Source organism: Castellaniella daejeonensis, assembly GCF_039523555.1.
Classification (GTDB): domain Bacteria; phylum Pseudomonadota; class Gammaproteobacteria; order Burkholderiales; family Burkholderiaceae_B; genus Castellaniella; species Castellaniella daejeonensis.
In genome coordinates this window covers 114,017-136,585 of record NZ_BAAAFN010000011.1, presented here as the reverse complement: position 1 = coordinate 136,585, position 22,569 = coordinate 114,017, and the positions used below count along the sequence as shown (strand labels likewise).

The following is a 22,569-nucleotide window of genomic DNA, read 5'->3' as shown; positions in this document are numbered from 1 at the left end:
AAGTTGTGACTTACAATCGCGCATCGCTCAAGCGTGTTCCTCTACGGCCAAATAGGATTGCCAGGATGTCGTCTCCCCGGAATTTTCGTCTGATCAAGCGTGCCATTCCCCTGATGCTGGCGACTCTGCTCACCCCCGCCATCGCCGCGGCCTTCACGCCTTTCGTGGTTCAGGATATTCAGGTCAAGGGGATCGAACGTGTCGATCCGGGCACGATCTTCACCTATCTGCCCGTCAAAGTCGGCCAGACCTTCACCCAGGAAGAGGCTGCGGCCGCGATCCAGAAGCTCTACGGCACCGGCTTCTTCAACGACGTCAAGATCGATGCGCAGGGCAACGTGCTGGTGGTCACCGTCGAAGAGCGGCCCACGATCGCATCGATCAACTTCAACGGCATGCGCGAATTCGATGCCAAGGCCTTGACCAAATCCCTGGCGCAGGTCGGTTTCGGACAGGGCCGGATCTTCGACCAGGCAATGCTGGATCGCGCGGTCTTCGAGCTGAAACAGCAATACTTGTCCAAGGGCAAGTACGGCGTTCAGATCAGCCCCGTGATCACGCCGCTGGAGCGTAACCGGGTCGGGGTCAGCTTCGATATCTTCGAGGGCGACGTCGCCACCATCGACAAGATCGAATTCATCGGCAACGAGGCCTTCTCCGCCGGCACGCTCGAAGACCAGATGGAGCTCACCACCGGCGGCTTCATGACCTGGTACACGGGCACCGACAAGTATTCGCGCGAAAAGCTCGAAGGCGACGTGGAACGCATCCGTTCGTACTACCTGGACCGCGGCTACCTGGAATTTTCCATGGAGCCCCCCCAGGTGTCGATCTCGCCCGATCGCAAGGCCATCTACATCACCATGACCCTGCACGAAGGCGAGCCGTACAAGCTGGGCGAGGTCAGCCTTGCCGGCGATCTGCTCGGCCTCGAAGACAAGCTCCAGCCGCTGGTCACCGTGAAGGAAGGCGAGACCTTCTCGGCGGAAAAGACCAATGCCGTGGCGAAATCGATCACCGATTACCTCGGGTCGCTGGGCTACGCCTTCGCCAACGTGAATCCCAGTCCGGTCCTGGATCGCGACAACCATGTCGCCAAGCTCACCTTCTACGTCGACCCGGGCCGCCGCGTCTACGTGCGCCGCATCAACGTGGGTGGCAACACCCGCACCCGCGACGAGGTCGTGCGCCGCGAAATGCGCCAGCAGGAAGCCGCCTGGTACGATTCCTCCAGCATCAAGACATCCAAGGAGCGCATCGACCGTCTGGGCTACTTCACCGAGGTGGACGTCAAGACCGAACCCGTGCCGGGTTCGCCCGACCAGGTGGACGTCAATGTCGACGTCAAGGAAAAGCCCACCGGCATGATCAGCCTGGGCGTGGGCTACGGCACCACCGACAAGCTGATGCTGTCGGCCGGGATCAGCCAGGACAACGTGTTCGGCAGCGGCAATTCCCTGTCCCTGAACGTCAATACCAGCAAGACCAACCGCGCCGCGGTGATCTCGCACACCAACCCCTACTGGACCCAGGACGGCATCAGCAAGACCACGTCCCTGTACTACCGGCGCACGACGCCTTACGACGTCGCCGACAGCGGCTCCACCGGCTGGTACACGGTCGAATCCATGGGCCTGGGCCTGAACTTCGGGGTACCGATCTCCGAGGTGGACCGCATCTTCGCCGGCGTGACCTACGAGCGCAATTCCCTCAAGGACATCCGCCGCACGGGCACCAACCCGGCGCCGCTGGCCTACCAGAATTTCGTCGACGACTACGGCGACACCACCAATGCCGCCATCTTCAGCCTGGGCTGGGCCAAGGACACCCGCGACAGCGCACTGGCCCCCCATCGCGGCAGCTACACCCGCGTATCCGCCGACATTTCCACCCTGGACCTGCGCTACTACAAGCTCAGCGGCCAGCAGCAGTACTACTGGCCCCTGGGTCGTTCCTTCACCCTGGCCCTGAACGGCCAGGTGGATTGGGCCAAGACCTACGGCAGCAGCGGCAAGCCCTTCCCGGTCATCAAGAACATGTACGCGGGCGGCATCGGCTCGGTGCGCGGCTACGAAGGCGCGTCCCTGGGGCCGCGCGACACCCTGACCGACACCTACCTGGGCGGCTCCAGGCGCATCGTGGGCAACGTGCAGCTGTACCTGCCGTTCCCCGGCGCCTCGCGCGACCGCACCCTGCGCTGGTTCATGTTCTCGGACGTCGGTCAGATCTCCACCACCGACGGCTCGGCCTGCGCCAACGGCCAGTACGGCCAGGTCGCCGATCCCTGCGGCTGGAAGTATTCCGCCGGCCTGGGCCTGTCGTGGGAATCGCCCCTGGGGCCGCTGCAGCTGTCCTTCGGGCGTGCCCTCAATGCCAAGGAAGGCGACCAGAAGCAGGTCTTCCAATTCCAGATCGGGACGGGTTTCTGATTCCCTGCGTTTGATGGCACAATAACCCCTTTTGTAGCTGCTTTGATCCTAGGTGGATTCATCATCATGTTTGTTTCAGGTCTGAATGTTTCAACATTGGCGCAACGCGCCATGCGTAGCCACCGGGCGCTGGCCCTGGCGGCAGCCGTGGGCCTGGGGGCGCTGTTCGTCGCACCTTCCTATGCCCAGGGCACGAAGATCGGTTTCGTCAGCACGGAACGCATCCTGCGCGATTCCAAGCCCGCCAAGGCGGCTCAGGCCAAGATCGAAGCCGAATTCAAGAAGCGCGACCAGGAACTGCAACGCCTGTCCGACAGCCTGCGTTCCGAAGCCCAGAAGCTCGACAAGGACGCCCCCGTGCTGTCCGAGGCCGAGCGCATCAAGCGTCAGCGCAAGCTCCAGGACATGGACTCCGACCTGCAACGCAAGCGCCGTGAATTCCAGGAAGATTTCAACCGCCGCCGCAACGAGGAATTTTCCGCCATTGTGGAAAAGGCCGACGCCGCGATCAAGAAGATCGCCGAGCAGCAGAATTACGACCTGATTATCCAGGACGCCGTCACGGTCAGCCCGCGTGTGGACATCACCGATCAGGTCATCAACGCCCTGGGCGGCTGATTTCCGATGCCTGTGCTGCTCGCGCCCGATCGGGCACCCGCATTGTCCGAGCTTCTGCGGGCAGCCGATACGGTCGGGCTGGGGTGCTCCATCGTGGGTGTCCCGGATGCGGGCTCGCTGAAGATCGCCGGCATCGGCTCCCTGAACTCGGCGGGCCGGTCCGAAATCAGTTTTCTGTCCAATCCCCGCCTGCAGTCCCAGCTGGATGATTGCGGCGCGGCGGCCGTCATCCTGCGTCAGCAGGACTGGGATGCCTACTGCGCCCGGCACGATGCGCAGCCGCTCTGGGCGGCGGTGTTGTGCCCGCAGCCCTATCTGATGTATGCGCTGCTGGCCCAGTGGTTCGACCGCCATCGCCAGGCCGGCCTGCCCAAGGGCATACATCCCAGTGCGGTGATTGCCGACGATGCCGAACTGGCCGACGGCGTGCACATCGGTCCACTGGCCGTGATCGAATCGGGGGTCCGCCTGGCGGCCGGCGTGCGCATCGGCGCGGGCTGCGTCATCGGTGCGGGCAGCACCATCGGCCCCGACAGCCTGTTGCATGCCCGCGTCACGCTCTACCATGGCGTGCATGTCGGTGCCCGGGTCATTCTGCATTCGGGTGTGGTGCTGGGCGCCGATGGCTTCGGCTTTGCCCCCGATCCGCGCACGCCGGGCGCCTGGGCCAAGATCGCCCAACTGGGCGGCGTGCGCATCGGCGACGATGTGGAAATCGGCGCCAACACCACGGTCGACCGCGGCGCGGTCGAGGACACGGTGCTGGGCAACGGCGTGAAGCTGGACAATCAGATCATGATCGGCCATAACTGCCGGATCGGCGATCACACCGCGATGGCCGCCTGCGTGGGCGTGGCCGGATCCACCACCATGGGGCAGCGTTGCGTCATCGGCGGGGCCGCGATGTTCGGCGGCCACCTGACCCTGGGCGACGACGTGCACATCTCGGGCGGCACCGCGGTGACTTCCGACATTCTCAAGCCGGGCCGCTACACGGGGGTATTTCCTGTGGCCGAACATGGCGCCTGGCAACATAATGCAGCCGTGATCGGCCAGCTCGCGCAATTGCGCAAGCGGCTGCGCGCCGCGGAACGACAAGGCATTGCCGGCGTGTCCGGCCAGCCGATGAACCACAAGCAGGACACACAATAATGGAACTCGATATCAAAGACATCATGGAACGGTTGCCGCATCGGCAGCCGATGCTGCTCGTGGACCGCGTCCTGGAAATGGACCCGGGCAAGAGCATCGTCGCCATCAAGAATGTCACCTACAACGAGCCCTTCTTCCAGGGGCACTTCGCCCACCATCCGGTGATGCCCGGCGTCCTCATCATCGAAGCGCTGGCTCAGGCCGCGGCCTTGTTCTCCTTTGCCGATGCCGGCGCACCGAACCTGGCCAGTACCAAGATCGCCTACTATCTGGTCGGCGTGGACGGCGCCCGCTTCCGCCGGCCGGTGGTGCCTGGCGACCAGTTGCGCATGGAAGTCTCGGCCGACAAGCTCAGCCGCTCGATCTGCAAGTACACCGCCGTGGCCAAGGTCGGCGACCAGATCGCCGCCGAAGCCAAGATCATGTGCGCGGTGCGTATCCTGGAGGAATGATGGGAGCGGCACAGATCCATCCCACGGCCCTCGTTGCGCCGGGTGCAGAGCTGGGCGAAGACGTCGTCGTCGGCCCCTACAGCATCGTCGGAGAACATGTTCGCGTTGGCGCGCGCACCCGCATCGGCCCCCACTGCTCGATCGACGGGCACACCGTCATCGGTCCGGACAACCATTTCTACCGCTACTGCTCCATCGGCGGCATTCCCCAGGACAAGAAGTACGCGGGCGAACCCACTGCGCTGGAAATCGGCGCAGGCAATACATTCCGCGAGTTCGTGACCGTGAACACCGGCACGGTCCAGGACGCGGGCACCACCCGGCTGGGCGACGACAACTGGATCATGGCCTACGTCCACATCGCCCATGATTGCCAGCTGGGCAACCACATCGTCATTTCCAACAGCGTCCAGCTGGGCGGCCACATCCATATCGGCGATTGGGCCATCCTGGGCGGCCTGTCGGCGGTGCACCAGTTCGTGCGCATCGGCGCGCACGCGATGATCGGCGGCACCAGCTCGGTGCGCCAGGATGTGCCTCCCTACATGATCGGCGCCGGCGATTCGTTCCGTCCGGTCGGCATCAACGCCGAGGGCCTGGGCCGGCGAGGCTTCACCCCGGCCGACATCCAGGCGCTCAAGGATGCCTACAAGATCCTCTACCGGCGTCAGCTGAACGTGGAACAGGCCATCGAGGCCCTGGAAGGCCTCCAGGCCGAGCGCCCCGCCGAAGCCCCCGCCGTCCAGACCCTGATCGATTTCCTGCGTGCCTCCAGCCGAGGTATCGCCCGGCCATGACCTTTGCCGCCGCCATCGTGGCCGGTGAGCCCTCCGGCGACTTGCTGGCGGCGCGCATGTTGCGCGGCCTGCAGGCGCGCGACCCGGAAACCGAAGCCATGGGCATCGGCGGCCCGGCCATGGCGCGGGCGGGTTTCAAGGCCTGGCACCCCATGGACGCATTGTCCGTGTTCGGCTATGTCGATGCGCTGCGCCAGGCGCCGCGCCTGATCCGCACCTGGCGCGACACACGCCGGCGCACCCTCGAGTGGCGGCCGGATGTGTTCGTGGGGGTCGATGCGCCCGACTTCAACCTGCGCCTGGAAGAAAAACTCCGCGCCGCGGGCATCCCCACCGTGCATTTCGTCGGCCCGTCCATCTGGGCCTGGCGCTTCGAGCGCATCCACCAGATCCGCCGCGCGGTGTCGCACATGCTGGTGCTGTTTCCCTTCGAGGTCGAGTTGTACCGCGAGCAGGGCGTGCCGGTGACCTACGTGGGCCACCCCCTGGCCGAGCTGATTCCCGCGCAACCCGACCGGGCGGCCGCCAGGGCGCGCCTGGGCCTGGAACCCGGCAGCCGGGTGCTGGCCTTGATGCCGGGCAGCCGGGAATCGGAAATCCGCCTGCTTGCGCCTCGCTTCCTGCAGGCCGCACAGATCCTGGTGCGCCAGGATCCCGACCTGCAGATCGTCGTTCCGGTGGTCAATCCGCAGCGCCGCGCGCAGTTCGAGGCCATTCTGGCGCAGCATCCCGTGCCCGGCTGCCGGGTCCTGGCGGCACTGCCCGAGGCGGGGCAAGGCATGGCGACGCGCGCCGACGGGCTGGACACGGCCGAGTGGCCCGTTGCCTGGCATGTCATGGAGGCGGCCGATGCCGTGCTGGTAGCCAGCGGCACGGCCACTTTGGAGGCGGCGCTCTTCAAGCGGCCACTGGTGATCTCCTACGTCATCACGCCCTGGATGCGCCGCATCATGGCCTGGAAATCCGGCCAGGATGCGCCGAGCCTGCCCTGGGTCGGCCTGCCGAACATTCTCGAACGTGAATTCGTCGTGCCCGAACTGCTGCAGGAAGCCGCCACGCCGCAGGCCCTGGCCGAACACACCTGGGCTGCACTGACCGATGCCGCGCTGGCCGAACGCATCACCCGGCGCTTCACGGCGCTGCATGAAACCCTCAGCCGCGACACGCCCGGCCTGGCGGCGCAGGCCATACTGGATGTCAGCCATGGTGGCGCAGCCTGATCTGTTCAATACGCCGGCTTGCAGCGATGCGGATGCCGCGGCTTCCGGCCGGACACTGACCGCCGGCGTGGACGAAGCGGGCAGGGGGCCGCTGGCCGGGCCGGTCTATGCCGCCGCCGTCATCCTGGACCCGGATCGGCCCATCGAGGGCCTGAACGATTCCAAGAAACTCACTCCCGAACGCCGGGAATTTCTCGCCGGCCAGATCCGGGAACGGGCGCTGGCCTGGGGGGTCGCCCATGCCAGCGTCGAAGAAATCGAACGCCTGAACATCCTGCAGGCAACGATGCTGGCCATGCGGCGGGCCTGCCTGGCGCTGCCGACGGCGCCGGCGCTGATCCTGGTGGATGGCAACCGCCTGCCCAAGGGGCTGCCATGCAGCGCCCGGGCACTCGTGGGAGGCGATGCCCTGGAGCCGGCGATTTCCGCCGCTTCCATCCTGGCCAAGACCGCGCGCGACGCCTGCTGCCAGGACTTGCACGCACGCTACCCGCAATACGCCTTCGATCGCCACAAGGGATACGGCACCGCGCTGCATATGGCCCGTCTGGCCGAATTCGGGCCGTGCCCCGAGCACCGGCGCGGCTTCGCGCCTGTCCGCCGTCTGCTGGATGACCCCGGGCGCGGGGCGGCTCCTGCCGCCGGTGCACCGGAAACCCAGCGCAAGGATCCCGCATGACCGCATCCGTTCCCGTGCGCCACATCGCTTCGCGCGACAATCCCGACTACCGTGCCTGGCTGCGGCTGGCACAGGGCAGGCCGGGTCGGCGCGATACCCGCATCATCCTCGAAGGCGAGCACCTGTGCCGCGCCTGGCTGGAGCACAAAGGACCACCACTGGTACTGGTGGTGGGTGAATCCGCTTTGTCGCTGGACTGGATCGGACCGCTCTGGCAGGCGTGCGCCCAGGGCCGCCGCATCGTGCTGCAGAACAACCTGGCCTCCGTCCTGTCCCAGGTCGAGCACGGTCCGGCCGTGTTCTTCATCGTGGAACCTCCCGTGCCGGCGCTGCCGTCCCACATCACGGGCGGCAGCCTGTGGCTGGACCGGGTCCAGGACCCGGGCAACCTGGGCACGTTGCTGCGCACGGCAGCGGCAGCGGGCCTGCGGCAAGCCTATCTGTCGGATGGCTGCGCCTCGGCCTGGTCGCCCAAGGTCCTGCGCAGCGGCCAGGGGGCGCATTTTGCGCTGGACATCCATGAACACGCCGACCTGGCGGCCCTGGCCCACCGTCTGGATGTCCCGCTGGCCGCCACAACGCTCGAGAAAGCCGAACTGCTGTATCTGAAGGATCTGCGGCAGCCCTGCGTCTGGCTGTTCGGCAACGAAGGGCAGGGCGTATCGGACGAACTCCTGGCCCGGGCCGATTGGCGGGTCCATATTCCGCAGTCGGCAGCGGTCGAATCCCTGAACGTAGCCGCCGCCGCGGCCATCTGCCTGTTCGAGCAACGGCGCCAGCAACTGGTGGCCGCCGTCAAGGTGCGTTCGGCGCGGCGGGAAAAGGCTCAGTAGCTCGTCCGGTCCAGGCCGACCTCGTCGAGGATCTTCGTGGAGATTTCCTCGATCGAGCGGGTGGTGGTGGAGAGCCAGGGGATGTTTTCCATGCGCATCAGACGTTCGGCGTCGGCCACTTCCTGGCGGCATTGCTTGAGCGAGGCATAGATGCTGTTGGGCCGGCGCTCGTTGCGGACTTCGGCCAGCCGCTCGGGCTGGATCGACAGGCCGAACAGCTTGCGCCGGTAGGGCAGCAGGGTGGCGGGCAGGGCGCCCCGGTCGAAATCCTCGGGGATCAGCGGGTAGTTGGCGGCCTTGACTGCGTATTGCATCGCCAGGTAGAGACTGGTGGGCGTCTTGCCGCAGCGCGAGACACCCACGAGAATCACGTCGGCCTGCTCCAGCCCCTGGACGTACTGGCCGTCGTCGTGGGCCAGGCTGAAATTGATGGCTTCGATGCGGTTGTTGTATTGCTTGCTCAGGCCATTGGTGTGCGAACGGCCCACCGAGCGGCTGGCCTTCACGCCGAGAACGCCTTCGAGATGATGGACGAAGGAGCCGAACAGGTCCAGGAAGACGCAAGGGGCGGTCCGGATGCGATCGGCGATTTCCGAATCCACCAGGGTGCTGAACACCAGCGGCGGCGGGCCGCCGCGGTCGGCCTGCAGGGTGATGCGCCGCGCGGCGGCGTCGGCTTTTTCCACCGAGTCGATGAAGGGCAGACGCACCGACTGGAACGCGACTTCCTCGAATTGGGAAAGCACCGCATGGCTGAAAGTCTCGGCGGTGATCCCGGTGCTGTCGGAGACAATGAACACCGGGCGTTCGATGGGGGAGTCGGTCATGGTTTGTTGAACCACCAAGCGTCAGAAACGGTACAATCCGCGAAGGTTACCAGTCACCCGAATCCGGAGCAAGGCTGGTTTGCCGGGCGCACGCCATCGCGCAGCGCTTGCGGGCACCCCCCCCGCATGCTGCGTACGCCGGGCAAACATGCTTTCTCTATCTTAAAGGTGACACCATGTCGTATGTCGTATCGTTCGAGCAGCTCCGCATGACGGATGTGGACTCGGTAGGAGGCAAGAACGCTTCTCTAGGGGAAATGATCAGCCAGCTGGCCGGCGCAGGGGTTCGCGTGCCGGGCGGCTTCGCGACCACCGCCGAAGCCTTCCGTGATTTCCTGAAATCCACGGGGCTGGATGCGCGCATCAAGGCCCGCCTGGACGCACTCAACGCCGACGACGTGCGCGAATTGGCCGCTGCCGGCGCCGAGATCCGCCAGTGGGTGATCGACACCCCGTTCCCGGCCGATTTCGAGCAGGCCATCCGCAGCGCCTTCGCTGCGCTGGATGCCGACGGCAAGGGCTCCTTCGCCGTGCGTTCGTCGGCCACCGCCGAAGACCTGCCCGACGCATCCTTCGCTGGCCAGCAGGAAACCTACCTGAACGTGGTCGGCATCGATGAAGTGCTGGAAAAGATCCGCCACGTGTTCGCCTCGCTGTACAACGACCGGGCGATTTCCTACCGCGTGCACAAGGGCTATGCGCATGCCGAAGTCGCCCTGTCGGCCGGTATCCAGCGCATGGTGCGTTCGGACAAGGGCAGCGCGGGCGTGATGTTCACCCTGGATACCGAGTCCGGCTTCAAGGACGTGGTGTTCATCACCTCGTCCTACGGCCTGGGCGAGACTGTCGTCCAGGGCGCCGTCAACCCGGACGAGTTCTACGTCTTCAAGCCCACGCTGGCTTCGGGCCACTACCCCATCATCAGCCGTCGCATCGGCTCCAAGCTGATCAAGATGGAATTCGACGAGCAGCGTGTCTCCGGCCATGCCGTGCGCACGGTCGAAGTGCCCGCCTCGGAACGCAATCGCTATTCCCTGACCGATGAAGAGATCATCGAGCTGGCCCGCTATGCCACCATCATCGAGTCGCACTACGGGCGTCCTATGGACATCGAATGGGGCCGCGACGGGGTGGACGGCAAACTGTACATCCTGCAGGCACGCCCTGAAACCGTGAAGTCGCAGCAGAGCCACCACGACGTCCAGGAACGCTACCGCCTGAAGGCGACCGGCGAGGTCCTGGTCACCGGCCGCGCCATCGGGCAGAAGATCGGCTCGGGCACGGTGCGCATCGTTGCCGACGCTTCCGAGATGGACAAGGTGCGTCCCGGCGACATCCTGGTCACCGACATGACCGACCCCAACTGGGAACCGGTCATGAAGCTGGCCTCGGCCATTGTCACCAATCGAGGCGGGCGCACCTGCCACGCCGCCATCATCGCGCGCGAGCTGGGCATCCCGGCCGTGGTGGGCTGCGCCGACGCCACCGATGTGCTGGCCAACGGCCGCGAAGTCACCGTGTCCTGCGCGGAAGGCGACGAAGGCCGCATCTACGATGGCCTGATCGAGACCGAGATCGAGGAAGTCCGCTGGGGCGAAATGCCCGACATCGGCCTGAAGGTCATGATGAACGTCGGCAACCCGCAGCTGGCCTTCGACTTCTCCCAGATCCCCAACGGCGGCGTCGGCCTGGCGCGCCTGGAATTCATCATCAACAACAACATCAACGTCCACCCCAAGGCGATCCTGGACTATCCGAACGTCGACAGCGACCTGAAGAAAGCCGTCGAGTCCGCCGCCCGGGGCTATGCCAGCCCGCGCGCCTTCTTCGTGGAAAAGCTGGCCGAAGGCGTGGCCACCATCGGCGCGGCCTTCTATCCCAAGCCGGTCATCGTGCGCCTGTCCGACTTCAAATCCAATGAATACCGCAAGCTGGTGGGCGGCTCGCGCTACGAACCCGAGGAAGAAAACCCGATGCTGGGCTTCCGCGGTGCGTCGCGCTATATCTCCGAGGATTTCGCCGAGTGCTTCCGCATGGAATGCGAAGCCCTGAAGAAGGTTCGCGACGAAATGGGCCTGACCAACGTCGAGATCATGGTGCCGTTCGTGCGCACGCTCAGCCAGGCGGAGCGCGTGGTCGACCTGCTCGCCGCGCACGGCCTGAAGCGCGGCGAGAATGGCCTGCGCCTGATCATGATGTGCGAAGTCCCGACCAACGCCATCCTGGCCGACGAGTTCCTGCAGTTCTTCGACGGGTTTTCGATCGGCTCGAACGACATGACCCAGCTGACCCTGGGGCTGGACCGGGATTCGGGCATGGAACTGCTTGCCGCCGACTTCGACGAGCGCGATCCGGCGGTGCTGTTCATGCTGCGCCGTGCCATCCAGGCCTGCCTGAAGGCCGGCAAGTACGTCGGCATCTGCGGCCAGGGCCCCAGCGACCATCCCGACCTGGCCCAGTGGCTGCGTGACGAGGGGATCCTGTCCATGTCACTGAACCCGGACACGGTGGTCGACACCTGGCAGCGCCTGGCCGACACGAAGGTCGCCGCCTGACGGGCATGCCGTTTCATGCACTGATTCCGTCTCCCCTGGGGCCGATCCTCCTGGAATCGGACGAAACCAGCCTGCTGGGCCTTTATTTCACGGACCAGCGGGACTTGCCTCGTGTTCCCGGAGTGCAGGCCGCCGCAAAGGTAGTGTCCGATCCGACAGCGGGCTTGCAGGGCGGGCGGGCGATCCGCACGTTCAGGGCTGTGCGGGGACAGGCGGCTGACCGCAGCGGAACGCTTTTCCCGGACGCCAACGAGGCGGCCGGGCCGTCCTGGGATGCGCTGCAGGCGGAAACGGCAGCGCTGCATCCGCTCAGTGAAGACACGCCTGCCAGCGCTCTGGCGGTGCTGGAGCAGGCCCGCCGCGAACTGGATGAGTACTGGCGCGGCGAACGCAAGGTCTTCGAGGTGCCCTTGGCGCCCCGGGGCACGGCTTTCCAGCAAACGGTGTGGGGCGCCCTGTTGACAGTGCCCTGCGGCGAGACCCTGTCCTATGGCGAACTGGCCGCGCGCGCGGGCCTGGGGGCCGGCCATGGCCGCGCTGTCGGCTCGGCCGTGGGCAGCAACCCCATCAGCATCATCATCCCCTGCCACCGCATCCTGGCCCGCAATGGCACCTTGAACGGCTACGGCGGCGGCCTCGACCGCAAGGCCCGTCTGCTGGCAATCGAGGGTTTCACCATCCGCTGAGCGCCGGTCGCCCGGAAACGGGCGGCCGTCGCGTCACAGGTCTGACACCATCAAACCAGGATGGTCAGCGGACGCGGCTCGACAGGAAGATATTGCCCTTTTCCAGCGCCCGGCCTGCGCGGATGGCCTCGATCCATGAGGCCGTCGTCGCCACCGCCGCGAAGTTCGAGTGGAACACGGTGCAGAACACGCGGTGAATCTCCTCGCCGCTCGCCTCGCCCGCCGCGTTCCGGTAGGCGAGGGAGCCGCTGGCGTCTGACAGAAACTCCGCGCCGAGCCCCCAGTGCTGGGCGTCGAAGATCGTCGTCGCGTCGCAATTGTGCGTCATGTAGCCGACGACCGTCACAGTATCGATATCGCGCGCGGCCAGCCAGTCGGCCAGATCTGTGCCCAGGAAGGCGCTGGCGCGGGTCTTGTGAACCGTGTGCGCCACAGGATGCCCTGCGAGGGCCGGATGCGGTTGCCGCCCTTCCGAATCCGGCGCGAACAAGGGCGCGCCCGCGGGACTGTGTTGCAACACCCGAACGACCGGAATGCCGGATTCCCGGGCGGCTTCCATGGCCAGGCCGATGTTGCGCAGCGAGGCTTCCGCAGGAGGGTAGGCGATGGGCAGATTCCCGGTGAAATACTCGTTCTGGACGTCAATGACGAGCAGGGCGCGGCGAGGGGTGGCGGACATGAGGAACTCCAATAGAGTGGGTGGAAGCGTCCCGTTTTCGGGCCGATGCGTCATTGTGGCGGCGGCTGACGCAGGCCGGTATTGGCCTGGAATACATGATTCGATAAAATCGGGCCATCATGCAGGATTTTGATTCAGCCGCTCATGAGGCAAAACCACTCGACGCGGACGGCGCCGGCGCGGCCGTGCCCAGGATCGCCGTCGTGGCCTTTGATGGAATGACGCCATTTCATCTGTCCGTGCCTTCGCTGGTCTTCGGCCTCAAGTCGGGCGCTGGCGGCGACGTCATGGGCTTCGATGTACGGGTATGCGCCGTCGACCCGCCGCCGTTGCGGACGACGGGGGGATTCTCGATCACCCCCGAACATGACCTGACGGAACTGGAGCGGGCCGATTGGGTGATCGTGCCCACCTGGCACGACGACTGCCGTCCTGCCCCGGATGCCTTGATCCGGGCTTTGCGTCTTGCCGGCGAACGCGGGGCGGGCCTGGTGGGGCTGTGCCTGGGCGCGTTCCCTCTGGCCCAGGCGGGGTTGCTGGACGGCTTGCGCGCGACGACCCACTGGGCCTATGCCGACCGGCTGGCCAGGGGCCACCCGCGCATCCGGGTCGAACGCGAGGCGCTGTATGTGGACGAGGGTCGGGTGCTGACTTCCGCCGGGGTCGCCGCCGGGCTGGACTGCTGTCTGCACCTGCTGGGCCGGCTCGGCGGGGTCGGGGCCGCCAGCCGCGCAGCGCGGAGACTGGTCGTCGCGCCGCATCGGGACGGGGGGCAGGCCCAGTTCATCGAGCGCCCGATGCCGGCCAGCGCCGGCGAAGGCAGGCTGGCGCGTGTACTGGGCTGGGCCGCCGCTCATGTGCAAGAACCGCATACCATCGATTCGCTGGCCGCACGCGCGGCCATGAGCCGGCGCAGTTTCACCCGCCATTTCCAGCAGGCCACGGGCACGTCGCTGAAGCAATGGCTGCTGGCGTTGCGTCTGGCGCGGGCGCGCGAACTCCTGGAGGGCGGCGTCCTGCCGGTCGATGCGGTGGCCCAGGCGGCCGGCTTCGGTTCCGCCCTGTCGCTGCGGCAGCATTTCCGCGCCCGCCTGCGCACCACGCCCACGGCCTATCGGCGGGCTTTCCAGGCCTCGCGCGGTTCTTGAGGACGCGAAACAGCCAGGCCCGTCGCCAGACGGCGCACCGGACGGGCGCTCATTCCCCCTTGCGGCTACGGGTGTCGTGCTTCATCAAGCGCTCTTTCTCACGTGCCCAGTCCTTGTCGCGCTGGGTGTCGCGCTTGTCGTGCAGTTTCTTGCCGCGTCCCAGACCGAAGTCCAGCTTGATGCGCCCACCCTTGTAGTGCAGGTTCAACGGCACCAGGGCATAGCCGCGTTGCTCGACCTTGCCGATCAGCTTACTGATTTCCTGGGCGTGCAGCAGCAGCTTGCGCGTGCGGGTGGCATTGGGATGGATGTGCGTGGAGGCCGTGGGCAGCGGGCTGATGTGCATGCCCAGGATCCACAGGGCGCCATCGCGCACGATGATGTAGCTTTCCTTCAACTGGACATGGCCGGCGCGGATGGCCTTGACCTCCCAGCCTTCGAGCACCAGCCCGGCCTCGAAGCGCTCCTCGATGAAGTAATCGTGGGTGGCTTTGCGATTTTCGACAATACTCATGGGGTCGGACCAAGGCAGGAACTGAAAATGTAAAATCCAATCATTCTAGCCTAACCGATATCTTGCCGATGCCTGCGATCCAGCGTTCCGTTCTCGTTCCGTTCAGTTGCGAACAGATGTTCGATCTGGTGGCCGACGTCGGGCGTTACCCCGAATTCATGCCCTGGTGCGGAGGCGCCCAGGTGCAGTGGCGCAACGAGCAGGGCATGCAGGCCACGGTGCAGATCCATTTCGCCGGCATTCGCCAGAGTTTCACCACGCGCAACGACCACGAATATCCGCACAAGATCGTCTTCCATCTGGTGGACGGGCCTTTTTCCAGCCTGACCGGGCATTGGGCCTTTCAACCCCTGGGAGGCGACGGCTGCAAGGTGCTCTACACCATGGAATACACCTTCTCCAGCCGCGCGCTTTCGGCCGTGGTCGGTCCGGTCTTCAACCGGATTGCCACCAGCTTCATCGATTCCTTCACACAGCGCGCCCATGCCGTCTATGGGGGCTGAATTGAGGATACATCTCGCTTTTGCCGCACCCACCCGCCTGTGGCAACAGGCGCTGGACGTGCCCGAAGGGACGACCGTGGGCCAGGCGTTGGCCCTGAGCAGCTTTGCCAGGGAGTTCCCGGAATTCACGGATCATCCGCCTGCCCTGGGCGTGTATGGCGAACGTTGCGATGCGCGCCGCATGCTGCGGGAAGATGATCGCGTCGAACTGTACCGGCCGCTGGTCTTCGATCCCCTGGAATCTCGCCGCCGCCGCGCGGCGCACCGCCGAGAGTCGGGGCGGCGCCACGCAAAAGCGAACGTGCCGCGAAACCAGTAATCAGCCGGACGAATCGGCGAAGCGTGCCGCCGCCCTGTGTGCGCCGGCGGCGATTGTCGCGTGCGCGACAGCCGCGCCGCGATGGCTGCGCTAAGGTGGGCGGGCCGCACGGAAGCAGGCCTTCGAAGTGCTACATTAAGCCTGCGGCGCATCGGCCGGCCCTTACCCGGGCCGGACCGCGTCGGGCGGCGCCACGAGCATGCCGCGACAGCCCCATACAAGATCCGGAGACACGCACCATGGATTTTCGCCTCACCGAGGAGCAGCAGGCCTTTGCACAGGCCGCCCGTGAATTCGCGCAAGGGGAACTCGCCCCTTACGCCGCGCAGTGGGACGAGGAGCACATCTTCCCCCGCGAAGCCTTCGCCAAGGCGGGAGAACTCGGATTCTGCGCCATGTATGCGCCCGAATCGATCGGCGGCCTGGGCCTGCCGCGCCTCGATGCCACGCTGGTATTCGAGGAAATGGCCGCGATCGATCCGTCCACCACCGCCTTCATCACCATCCACAACATGGCCACATGGATGATCGGCTCCTGGGCGCAGCCCGGGGTGCGCGACCATTGGGGGCCATTGCTGGCCAGCGGCGAGAAGCTCGCATCCTACTGTCTCACCGAACCTGGATCGGGTTCGGACGCCGCATCGCTCACGACCAGTGCCCGCCGCGAAGGCGACCACTATGTGCTGAACGGCGCAAAGGCCTTCATCTCGGGCGCTGGCGACACCGACGTCCTGGTGGTCATGGCCCGCACGGGCGGCGAGGGTGCGCGCGGCATTTCGGCCCTCGTGGTGCCCGCTGACAGCGACGGCATCACCTACGGCCGCAAGGAAAACAAGATGGGCTGGAACAGCCAGTCCACGCGTCCGATCACTTTCGAGAACGTCAGAGTGCCGGTGGAAAACCGCCTCGGCGAGGAAGGCGAAGGATTCCGTTTCGCCATGAAGGGTCTGGATGGGGGGCGCATCAACATCGCCACCTGCTCGGTCGGCGCCGCCCAGGGCGCCTACGAGGCCGCGCGCCGCTACATGGGCGAACGCCGCCAGTTCGGCCGTCCCCTGGCGGATTTCCAGGCGCTGCAGTTCAAGCTGGCCGATCTGCTGGCCAACATCGTCGCCTCGCGCCAGATGGTGCGGCTGGCAGCCTGCAAGCTCGATGAAGGCGACCCCCAGGCCACCGCTTATTGCGCGATGGCCAAGCGCCTGGCCACCGACCTCTGCTTCCAGTCCTGCCTGGATGCGCAGCAGATCCATGGGGGCTACGGCTACCTGAAGGACTACCCGCTGGAACGGCTGGTGCGCGACACGCGCGTGCACCAGATCCTGGAAGGCACCAATGAAATCATGCGCCTGATCGTGGCGCGCCACATCCTCACCCAGGAGGCCGACCTGCGATGAGCGCAACCGCGATGACCGAATCCGCCGGCCAGGATCCGGTGCTGTTCCGGGAAATCCCGGCCAACGGTGGCAGGCTCATCGGCGTGGCCACGCTGAACAGCCCCAAGACCCTGAACGGCCTGTCCCTGCCCATGTGCCGGCTGCTGGATGCCCGGCTGCGAGCCTGGGCCGCCGACGATCGGCTGGTCGCCATCATGCTGAAAGGCACCGGCGGCAAGGCTTTCTGCGCCGGGGGCGATCTGCATGCCCTGTACCGCGCCATGCTCGACAGTCGGGCTGGTGACCCCTGGGCCAATGTGCCGGCCCGCGAGTTCTTCGAAACCGAATACCGGCTGGATCATCTCATCCATCGCTATCCCAAGCCCGTACTGTGCTGGGCGGACGGCATCGTGATGGGTGGCGGCGTGGGGCTGATGCTGGGCGCCAGCCACCGCATCGTCACCGGCGCCACGCGTTTCGCCATGCCCGAAGTCACCATCGGCCTGTATCCCGACGTGGCCGGCACCTGGATGCTCAGCCGCCTGCCGCGCGGCATAGGCACCTTCCTGGCCTTCACCGGTGCGCAGCTGGGCGCCGGTGATTGCCTGCATTATGGTCTGGCCGACAGAATCTGCGACGCGGGCGAACCCGACGCGCTGCTGGCTGCGCTGGCAGATGTGGATTGGGCTGCGGATCCGGTTCGCCATGCAGCCCAGGTTGATGCAGTTCTCGATGCTTGCCAGGCACCGGCGCCCGAGCCCGGCCCGCTGCAGCGCCACGCCGATGCCATTCGCCAGGCCTGCGGCCGCGCCGATTTCCTCGAGATCGCCGCTGCCATTGCCGTCTGGAAAAACGACCCCGATCCCTGGCTGGCCCGGGCGGCCGCAACGTTCCTGGCGGGCTCGCCCGGCTCGGCCCGCCTCAGCCACACCTTGCTGGCCCGGGCGCGGCATCAGTCCCTGGCCGAGACCTTCAGGATGGAATTCACCGCTTCGCTGCATTGTTGCGCCGAGCCGGACTTCCGCGAAGGCATCCGCGCATTGCTGATCGACAAGGACAGAAATCCCCGCTGGAACCCAGCCACGCACGAACAGGCCACGGCGGACTGGGTGCAGCGTTTCATGGCCCCCGCAGAACCCCCAGGGCATCCACATCCGCTCGCTGACCTGGGCGCCTGAACGAAGAATTCCATTGCACGAGAATTCCACGCATCAATACAGGAGACATACATGAGCAGCACGATCGGATTCATCGGTTTGGGCCACATGGGCGGCCCGATGGCACGGAACCTGCTGAAGGCGGGGCATGCGCTTCAGGTTTTCGACCTGGTCCCGCAGGCGGTTCAATCGCTGGTCCAGGAAGGCGCCACGGCCGCCGCGACGGCGGCCGAAGCGGTCAAGGGAGCCGACCTGGTCGTCAGCATGTTGCCGGCAAGCCGGCACGTCGAAGGTCTTTACCTGGGAGACGAGGGCCTGCTCAACGTCATCGCCGAAGGCACGCTGGTGCTGGAATGCAGCACCATCGCGCCGGAATCGGCCCGCAAGGTATCGGCTGCCGCAGCGCGGCGCGGCATCCGCATGCTGGATGCGCCGGTGTCCGGCGGCACCGGCGGTGCCGTGGCCGGCACGCTGACCTTCATCGTCGGTGGCGCCGCGGCCGACCTGGAGTCGGCCCGTCCCTACCTGAACGCCATGGGCAAGAACATCTTCCATGCCGGGGGCGCCGGGGCGGGGCAGGTTGCCAAGATCTGCAACAACATGCTGCTGGGCATCCTGATGGCCGGCACGGCCGAAGCCCTGGCGCTGGGCGTGGCCAACGGCCTGGATCCCAAGACCCTGTCGGACATCATCGCCAAGAGTTCCGGGCGCAACTGGGCGACCGAACTGTACAACCCCTGGCCCGGCGTGATGGAAAACGTGCCGTCTTCCAAGGATTACGCGGGGGGCTTCGGCGTGGACCTGATGCTCAAGGACCTGGGACTGGCGGCAGAGGCTTCCATGCAGGCGCGAGCAACCACGCCGCTGGGTGAACTGGCGCGCAACCTGTATGCGCTGCACAGCGCCCAGGGGCACGGCGCACTGGATTTTTCCAGCATCCTGAAGCTGTATCACCAGCCGCGCTGAAAAACGGGCGGGTTCGCCCGGCCCGGATCAGTTCGCAGGGACTGATCCGGGACCGAAATTTTCCAGCACTGCGCCGTCGGGCGAGCCGACGGCGTAGCGCGTTTCCGGCCAGTCCGACAGGGTGATTTCGGCCGCCACGTGCAGCAGGCCCCGATGGACCGCAGATTCGATCACGCGGCCTGCGGGCCGGTCTGCCGCGCCCCCAGAGGCATACAGGTCCGATCCGGGGGGCAGGGCGGGGGTGCCCGGCACCCAGGGCGTGGTGCCGTAGGCCATGCGGCGCTTGACCGTGCCCCGGTAGTGGCTGCGGGCAATGACTTCCTGGCCGGGGTAGCAGCCCTTGGAAAAATCAATGGTGCCGTTCAGGTCCATGTCCAGTGAGGCCGGCAGGAACATGTCCTGGGATGTCGCCCGGATCCAGGGCCAGCCGCCGGCCAGCCGCAGGGCGGTCCAGGCATCGTCCTCGGCGGCGCCGGACGTTGCCGGCGGAGTATCCGAGAGACACCAGGCGGCAGGTCGTTCTGCCCGGGACATGGGAGCCACGATCCAATCCGCCCCCCCGATCGAGGCGCGGGTCCAGGCCGGCGCCCCATGCAGCGGTGCCGGCACGGTGCCGGCGCCCCACGTGCCCCAGGCCTGAGGTGTGTCGTCCAATTCGATCGTGACCCGCGCGCGCAGCACGAACATGCGTAGCCGCCTGATCAGGCCGTCGGCCACGTCACGCGACACCATCCAGGCGAAGTGGTCGTCGCCCGTCCGCCAGATCACTCCGTTGGCCAGCAGGCGCCCCTGGGGAGTGCAGTACGCGGCAGGCGCCGCCAGGTCACTGCCCAGGCCGGTGACGCCGTGCGTCAGTTGCCCGTGCAGGAATGTGTCGGCATCAGACCCCTGGACGTGGATCAGTGCGCAGTCGGGCAGGGGTTGAAATTCTTCGGTGGCAAGGCCTTCCATGGTGAATCCGTAAAGATGAATATTTCAAATAATGGATCAGCGCCCATGATATCGCGGGCGTGCTCCGGGCCGGTGAGAGGACCGGCCGCCCGAAAGGGTAAAGGGCGCGAAGGCCCCGGACCCTAATCGCTCGCCAGGATCAGACTCAGCTCATCCGCGGTTCGACGCATGAAGCGAGCCTTCTCCATCAGGTCCCTGAGCGATGCCTGAGCCGTCGGTGCATGGCAGGCCAGGGCCGCGAGCACCTTGCCGTTGCGATCCTTGATCGGGACCGCGACGGCCACCATCCCGACGATGAACTCCTCGTCGTCGATGCTGAGCTCCTGATCCCTGATCGGCCGGAGCGCCGAGACGAGTGTCTCCGGCTGCGTGATGGTCTTGGGAGTCATGCGCGCCAGATCCAGCCTGCCCAGCAGTGCCCGCTGCTCTGCCGGACGCATGAAGGCCAGGAACAGCTTGCCACTGGCGGTGCAGTGCAGCGGCACGTGGGACCCGATATCCATATGCAGCTGCAGGCGTAGATGGCCAGGGCTTTCCACCCGGGCGAGATACTGCACGGTGTCGCCCGACAGCGTGTTCATGTTGCACGTTTCGCCCGTGATTTCGACGAGCCGGCTCAGCGCCGCGCGGCACGCTCGCAATAGTTGAGGCGCCCGCAGAATGGACAGGCCCAGCTCATGGGTCCGCGAGCCGGTCACGTACCCCCCCCGGCCCGGCAGGCGGGTCACATAGGACGCGCGCTCCATGTCGTTGAGCGTGCGCAGCAGGCTTGATTTCGGCAGGCCCGTGCGTTGGGCCAGTTGCGTCAGTGTCTGCGGATGGGAGGCGACCGACAGTTTTTCCAGTATCCGCAGCACGCGCAGGGACCGATCGACGAGTTCGTTCATGGTGAAAGGACCCGATGAGCCAATGGCAACTGAAACCATAATGACACATTCTGTGCCACCGGTGGAATTCATAGTGTTAACCCCGTGGTGACGCGCCGGCGAGCCCGTTCACACTGGCCGCAAACAAGAAATGATCGCCGCCGAGTCGGAGCAAGGGAGTCGACATCCTATGAGCCAGGCCGTGGATTACATTATCGTGGGCGCCGGATCTGCCGGCTGCGTGCTGGCCAATCGGCTGAGCGAAAACGGCCGGCATAGCGTTTGCCTGCTGGAGGCGGGGCCGCCGGACTCCAACCCCTGGATCCACATTCCGATCGGCTACGGTCGAACCATGTTCGACAAGCGCGTGAACTGGGGCTTCTACACTGATCCCGAACCCAACATGCTGGGGCGCAGGATCTACTGGCCACGGGGCAAGACGCTGGGTGGCAGCAGCTCGATCAACGGCTTGATCTACATCCGCGGGCAGAAGCAGGACTACGACCACTGGGCCGAGCTGGGCAATCCGGGCTGGAGCTGGGACGAGTGCCTGCCGTATTTCCGCAGGCTCGAGCACAACGACCTGGGGCCGGGCCCCACGCGCGGCACGGACGGTCCGCTGTACGCGTCCTCCATCCGCGCCAGGCACGAACTGGTCGAAGCCTTCATCCGGTCAGCCGAAGCGAATGGCATTCCCAGGACCGAGGACTTCAACACCGGCGAGCAGGAAGGCGTTGGCTATTACCAGCTCACCACGCACGGCGGGTGGCGCTGCTCGTCGGCCGTGGCATATCTCAAGCCCGCGCGTGGCAGGCCCAACCTGGAAGTCGTCACCCGTGCGCAGGTGACTCGAGTACTTTTCCAGGATCGGCGCGCCACGGCGGTGGAATACAGGCTCGGCGGCCAGCAGCGGACCCTGCGGGCCAACCGGGAGGTGATCCTGTGCGCGGGCGCCCTGCTGTCGCCCCAGTTGCTCCAGCTCTCCGGTATCGGCCCGGCAGATCTTTTGCGGCGCTACGGCACCCGGGTCATCCTGGATCGGCCCGGCGTCGGCGAGAACCTGCAGGACCACTTGCAATTGCGCCTGATTTACGAGGTCACCAAGCCGATCACCAACAACGACCAGTTGCGCAGCCTCTGGGGGCGGGCCAGGATGGGGCTGCAGTGGCTGCTGTTCCGCAGCGGCCCACTTGCCATCGGCATCAACCAGGGTGCGCTGTTCTGCAGGGCCCTTCCCGAATCGGACCGCCCCGACGTCCAGTTCCACCTGGGAACGCTGTCTGCCGACCTGGCCGGTGCCCAGGTGCATGATTTTTCCGGCTGCACCTACTCCGTCTGCCAACTGCGCCCCGAATCACGCGGCCATGTGCGGATTCAGTCGCCCGATCCGTTCGAGCCGCCGTCGATGCAGCCCAACTACCTGGATACTGAACTCGACCGACGCACGGCCATTGCAGCGGTACGGCTCGCCCGCCGCATCGCCGACACGGAGCCCATGAAAAACCTGATGAAACGCGAGTATCGACCGGGGCCGGACGCTCGCAGCGATGACGAGATCCTGCATTTCTGCCGCGAGCACGGCGCCACCATATTCCATCCCACCGGTACGGCCAGGATGGGGGCTCGCACCGATCCCATGGCGGTCGTCGACCATCGCATGAAAGTCCACGGCGTCGACCGGCTGCGGGTGGTGGACGGGTCCGTCATGCCCACCCTGGTGTCGGGCAACACGAACGTCCCCATCATCATGATGGCCGAGCGCGCCGCCGAATTCATCCTGGCCGACGCCAACCAGGCGCCCGTTCCACAAGAAGTTCCTCACTGACCGCAAGGAGCTGAGAATCC

At 66.0% G+C, this 22,569-nt stretch carries 22 protein-coding genes; 17 read left to right on the top strand and 5 right to left on the bottom strand.

Annotated features, from left to right (window positions below; all coding sequences use genetic code 11):
- The first annotated feature begins 65 nt into the window (after positions 1 to 65).
- The 8 genes from bamA (at position 66) to ABD022_RS07765 (ending at position 8,180) form a co-directional block, all read left to right on the top strand.
- Positions 66 to 2,429 carry an outer membrane protein assembly factor BamA gene (bamA, locus tag ABD022_RS07800; protein ID WP_325124748.1) on the top strand — a complete coding sequence of 788 codons (2,364 nt, stop codon included), beginning with the start codon at positions 66 to 68 and terminating at the stop codon, positions 2,427 to 2,429.
- A 111-nt stretch (positions 2,430 to 2,540) separates the two neighbouring features.
- Entirely contained in the window at positions 2,541 to 3,047 is a 507-nt protein-coding gene (locus tag ABD022_RS07795; protein WP_325124746.1) for an OmpH/Skp family outer membrane protein, read from the top strand.
- A 6-nt stretch (positions 3,048 to 3,053) separates the two neighbouring features.
- Entirely contained in the window at positions 3,054 to 4,199 is a 1,146-nt protein-coding gene (gene lpxD, locus ABD022_RS07790) for a UDP-3-O-(3-hydroxymyristoyl)glucosamine N-acyltransferase (protein ID WP_343820777.1), read from the top strand.
- Positions 4,199 to 4,651 (top strand): 3-hydroxyacyl-ACP dehydratase FabZ, encoded by a 453-nt coding sequence (fabZ, locus tag ABD022_RS07785; RefSeq protein ID WP_291768721.1) that lies wholly within the window; start codon positions 4,199 to 4,201, stop codon positions 4,649 to 4,651. Before lpxD ends, fabZ begins: the two co-directional genes overlap by 1 nt.
- Entirely contained in the window at positions 4,648 to 5,448 is an 801-nt protein-coding gene (lpxA, locus tag ABD022_RS07780; RefSeq protein ID WP_343820773.1) for an acyl-ACP--UDP-N-acetylglucosamine O-acyltransferase, read from the top strand. Before fabZ ends, lpxA begins: the two co-directional genes overlap by 4 nt.
- On the top strand, positions 5,445 to 6,668 hold the full coding sequence (gene lpxB, locus ABD022_RS07775) for a lipid-A-disaccharide synthase (protein ID WP_343820771.1): 1,224 nt from the start codon (positions 5,445 to 5,447) through the stop codon (positions 6,666 to 6,668). Before lpxA ends, lpxB begins: the two co-directional genes overlap by 4 nt.
- The gene (rnhB, locus tag ABD022_RS07770) at positions 6,655 to 7,347 is read left to right on the top strand and encodes a ribonuclease HII (protein ID WP_425545211.1); all 693 of its coding nucleotides are present in this window, start codon (positions 6,655 to 6,657) and stop codon (positions 7,345 to 7,347) included. The genes lpxB and rnhB overlap by 14 nt, the downstream gene beginning before the upstream one ends.
- A gap of 14 nt (positions 7,348 to 7,361) precedes the next feature.
- Positions 7,362 to 8,180 carry a TrmH family RNA methyltransferase gene (locus tag ABD022_RS07765; RefSeq protein WP_343820925.1) on the top strand — a complete coding sequence of 273 codons (819 nt, stop codon included), beginning with the start codon at positions 7,362 to 7,364 and terminating at the stop codon, positions 8,178 to 8,180.
- On the opposite strand, the gene ppsR is transcribed toward ABD022_RS07765, so the two are convergent.
- Positions 8,174 to 9,007 (bottom strand): posphoenolpyruvate synthetase regulatory kinase/phosphorylase PpsR, encoded by an 834-nt coding sequence (ppsR, locus tag ABD022_RS07760; RefSeq protein WP_325124734.1) that lies wholly within the window; start codon positions 9,005 to 9,007, stop codon positions 8,174 to 8,176. The two genes, ABD022_RS07765 and ppsR, sit on opposite strands and share 7 nt — an antisense overlap.
- 176 nt (positions 9,008 to 9,183) lie before the next feature.
- Here ppsR and ppsA point away from each other — a divergent pair, with 176 nt between their 5' ends.
- Positions 9,184 to 11,562 carry a phosphoenolpyruvate synthase gene (gene ppsA / locus ABD022_RS07755; protein WP_343820766.1) on the top strand — a complete coding sequence of 793 codons (2,379 nt, stop codon included), beginning with the start codon at positions 9,184 to 9,186 and terminating at the stop codon, positions 11,560 to 11,562.
- A 5-nt stretch (positions 11,563 to 11,567) separates the two neighbouring features.
- Positions 11,568 to 12,248 (top strand): methylated-DNA--[protein]-cysteine S-methyltransferase, encoded by a 681-nt coding sequence (locus tag ABD022_RS07750; RefSeq protein ID WP_343820764.1) that lies wholly within the window; start codon positions 11,568 to 11,570, stop codon positions 12,246 to 12,248.
- Positions 12,249 to 12,312: 64 nt separating this feature from the next.
- On the opposite strand, the gene ABD022_RS07745 is transcribed toward ABD022_RS07750, so the two are convergent.
- On the bottom strand, positions 12,313 to 12,927 hold the full coding sequence (locus ABD022_RS07745) for a cysteine hydrolase family protein (RefSeq protein ID WP_343820762.1): 615 nt from the start codon (positions 12,925 to 12,927) through the stop codon (positions 12,313 to 12,315).
- Between the two features lie 119 nt (positions 12,928 to 13,046).
- Between ABD022_RS07745 and ABD022_RS07740 the strand changes: the two genes are divergently transcribed.
- Positions 13,047 to 14,075, top strand: a complete 1,029-nt coding sequence (locus tag ABD022_RS07740; protein ID WP_425545207.1) for a GlxA family transcriptional regulator — start codon at positions 13,047 to 13,049, stop codon at positions 14,073 to 14,075.
- A 49-nt stretch (positions 14,076 to 14,124) separates the two neighbouring features.
- Here the strand turns inward: ABD022_RS07740 and smpB are convergent, their stop codons facing one another.
- Positions 14,125 to 14,589 (bottom strand): SsrA-binding protein SmpB, encoded by a 465-nt coding sequence (gene smpB, locus ABD022_RS07735; protein ID WP_343820759.1) that lies wholly within the window; start codon positions 14,587 to 14,589, stop codon positions 14,125 to 14,127.
- Between the two features lie 68 nt (positions 14,590 to 14,657).
- On the opposite strand from smpB, the gene ABD022_RS07730 reads away from it, so the two are divergent.
- The 5 genes from ABD022_RS07730 (at position 14,658) to mmsB (ending at position 18,907) form a co-directional block, all read left to right on the top strand.
- Positions 14,658 to 15,092: a type II toxin-antitoxin system RatA family toxin gene (locus ABD022_RS07730; protein ID WP_343820757.1), complete on the top strand. Its 435-nt coding sequence runs from the start codon at positions 14,658 to 14,660 to the stop codon at positions 15,090 to 15,092.
- A 1-nt stretch (position 15,093) separates the two neighbouring features.
- The gene (locus tag ABD022_RS07725; protein ID WP_343820755.1) at positions 15,094 to 15,411 is read left to right on the top strand and encodes an RnfH family protein; all 318 of its coding nucleotides are present in this window, start codon (positions 15,094 to 15,096) and stop codon (positions 15,409 to 15,411) included.
- Between the two features lie 239 nt (positions 15,412 to 15,650).
- Positions 15,651 to 16,805, top strand: a complete 1,155-nt coding sequence (locus ABD022_RS07720) for an acyl-CoA dehydrogenase family protein (RefSeq protein ID WP_343820753.1) — start codon at positions 15,651 to 15,653, stop codon at positions 16,803 to 16,805.
- Positions 16,802 to 17,962: an enoyl-CoA hydratase/isomerase family protein gene (locus ABD022_RS07715; protein ID WP_343820751.1), complete on the top strand. Its 1,161-nt coding sequence runs from the start codon at positions 16,802 to 16,804 to the stop codon at positions 17,960 to 17,962. Before ABD022_RS07720 ends, ABD022_RS07715 begins: the two co-directional genes overlap by 4 nt.
- Positions 17,963 to 18,013: 51 nt before the next feature.
- Positions 18,014 to 18,907, top strand: coding sequence for a 3-hydroxyisobutyrate dehydrogenase (mmsB, locus tag ABD022_RS07710; RefSeq protein ID WP_325124724.1), 894 nt, complete (start codon positions 18,014 to 18,016; stop codon positions 18,905 to 18,907).
- A 27-nt stretch (positions 18,908 to 18,934) separates the two neighbouring features.
- On the opposite strand, the gene ygfZ is transcribed toward mmsB, so the two are convergent.
- Positions 18,935 to 19,858 carry a CAF17-like 4Fe-4S cluster assembly/insertion protein YgfZ gene (gene ygfZ, locus ABD022_RS07705; protein ID WP_343820749.1) on the bottom strand — a complete coding sequence of 308 codons (924 nt, stop codon included), beginning with the start codon at positions 19,856 to 19,858 and terminating at the stop codon, positions 18,935 to 18,937.
- A gap of 122 nt (positions 19,859 to 19,980) precedes the next feature.
- Positions 19,981 to 20,745, bottom strand: coding sequence for an IclR family transcriptional regulator (locus ABD022_RS07700; RefSeq protein ID WP_343820748.1), 765 nt, complete (start codon positions 20,743 to 20,745; stop codon positions 19,981 to 19,983).
- A 169-nt stretch (positions 20,746 to 20,914) separates the two neighbouring features.
- Here ABD022_RS07700 and ABD022_RS07695 point away from each other — a divergent pair, with 169 nt between their 5' ends.
- Complete coding sequence (locus ABD022_RS07695; protein WP_343820747.1) at positions 20,915 to 22,549, top strand: GMC family oxidoreductase; 1,635 nt, start codon at positions 20,915 to 20,917, stop codon at positions 22,547 to 22,549.
- Positions 22,550 to 22,569: the final 20 nt, after the last annotated feature.

Coding starts and splice junctions, on each gene's coding strand:
- bamA (WP_325124748.1), top strand. CDS start 66: ATGTCGTCTCCCCGGAATTTTCGTCTGATCAAGCGTGCCATTCCCCTG.
- ABD022_RS07795 (WP_325124746.1), top strand. CDS start 2,541: ATGCGTAGCCACCGGGCGCTGGCCCTGGCGGCAGCCGTGGGCCTGGGG.
- lpxD (WP_343820777.1), top strand. CDS start 3,054: ATGCCTGTGCTGCTCGCGCCCGATCGGGCACCCGCATTGTCCGAGCTT.
- fabZ (WP_291768721.1), top strand. CDS start 4,199: ATGGAACTCGATATCAAAGACATCATGGAACGGTTGCCGCATCGGCAG.
- lpxA (WP_343820773.1), top strand. CDS start 4,648: ATGATGGGAGCGGCACAGATCCATCCCACGGCCCTCGTTGCGCCGGGT.
- lpxB (WP_343820771.1), top strand. CDS start 5,445: ATGACCTTTGCCGCCGCCATCGTGGCCGGTGAGCCCTCCGGCGACTTG.
- ppsR (WP_325124734.1), bottom strand. CDS start 9,007: ATGACCGACTCCCCCATCGAACGCCCGGTGTTCATTGTCTCCGACAGC.
- ppsA (WP_343820766.1), top strand. CDS start 9,184: ATGTCGTATGTCGTATCGTTCGAGCAGCTCCGCATGACGGATGTGGAC.
- ABD022_RS07750 (WP_343820764.1), top strand. CDS start 11,568: ATGCCGTTTCATGCACTGATTCCGTCTCCCCTGGGGCCGATCCTCCTG.
- ABD022_RS07745 (WP_343820762.1), bottom strand. CDS start 12,927: ATGTCCGCCACCCCTCGCCGCGCCCTGCTCGTCATTGACGTCCAGAAC.
- ABD022_RS07740 (WP_425545207.1), top strand. CDS start 13,047: ATGCAGGATTTTGATTCAGCCGCTCATGAGGCAAAACCACTCGACGCG.
- smpB (WP_343820759.1), bottom strand. CDS start 14,589: ATGAGTATTGTCGAAAATCGCAAAGCCACCCACGATTACTTCATCGAG.
- ABD022_RS07730 (WP_343820757.1), top strand. CDS start 14,658: ATGCCTGCGATCCAGCGTTCCGTTCTCGTTCCGTTCAGTTGCGAACAG.
- ABD022_RS07720 (WP_343820753.1), top strand. CDS start 15,651: ATGGATTTTCGCCTCACCGAGGAGCAGCAGGCCTTTGCACAGGCCGCC.
- ABD022_RS07715 (WP_343820751.1), top strand. CDS start 16,802: ATGAGCGCAACCGCGATGACCGAATCCGCCGGCCAGGATCCGGTGCTG.
- mmsB (WP_325124724.1), top strand. CDS start 18,014: ATGAGCAGCACGATCGGATTCATCGGTTTGGGCCACATGGGCGGCCCG.
- ygfZ (WP_343820749.1), bottom strand. CDS start 19,858: ATGGAAGGCCTTGCCACCGAAGAATTTCAACCCCTGCCCGACTGCGCA.
- ABD022_RS07700 (WP_343820748.1), bottom strand. CDS start 20,745: ATGAACGAACTCGTCGATCGGTCCCTGCGCGTGCTGCGGATACTGGAA.
- ABD022_RS07695 (WP_343820747.1), top strand. CDS start 20,915: ATGAGCCAGGCCGTGGATTACATTATCGTGGGCGCCGGATCTGCCGGC.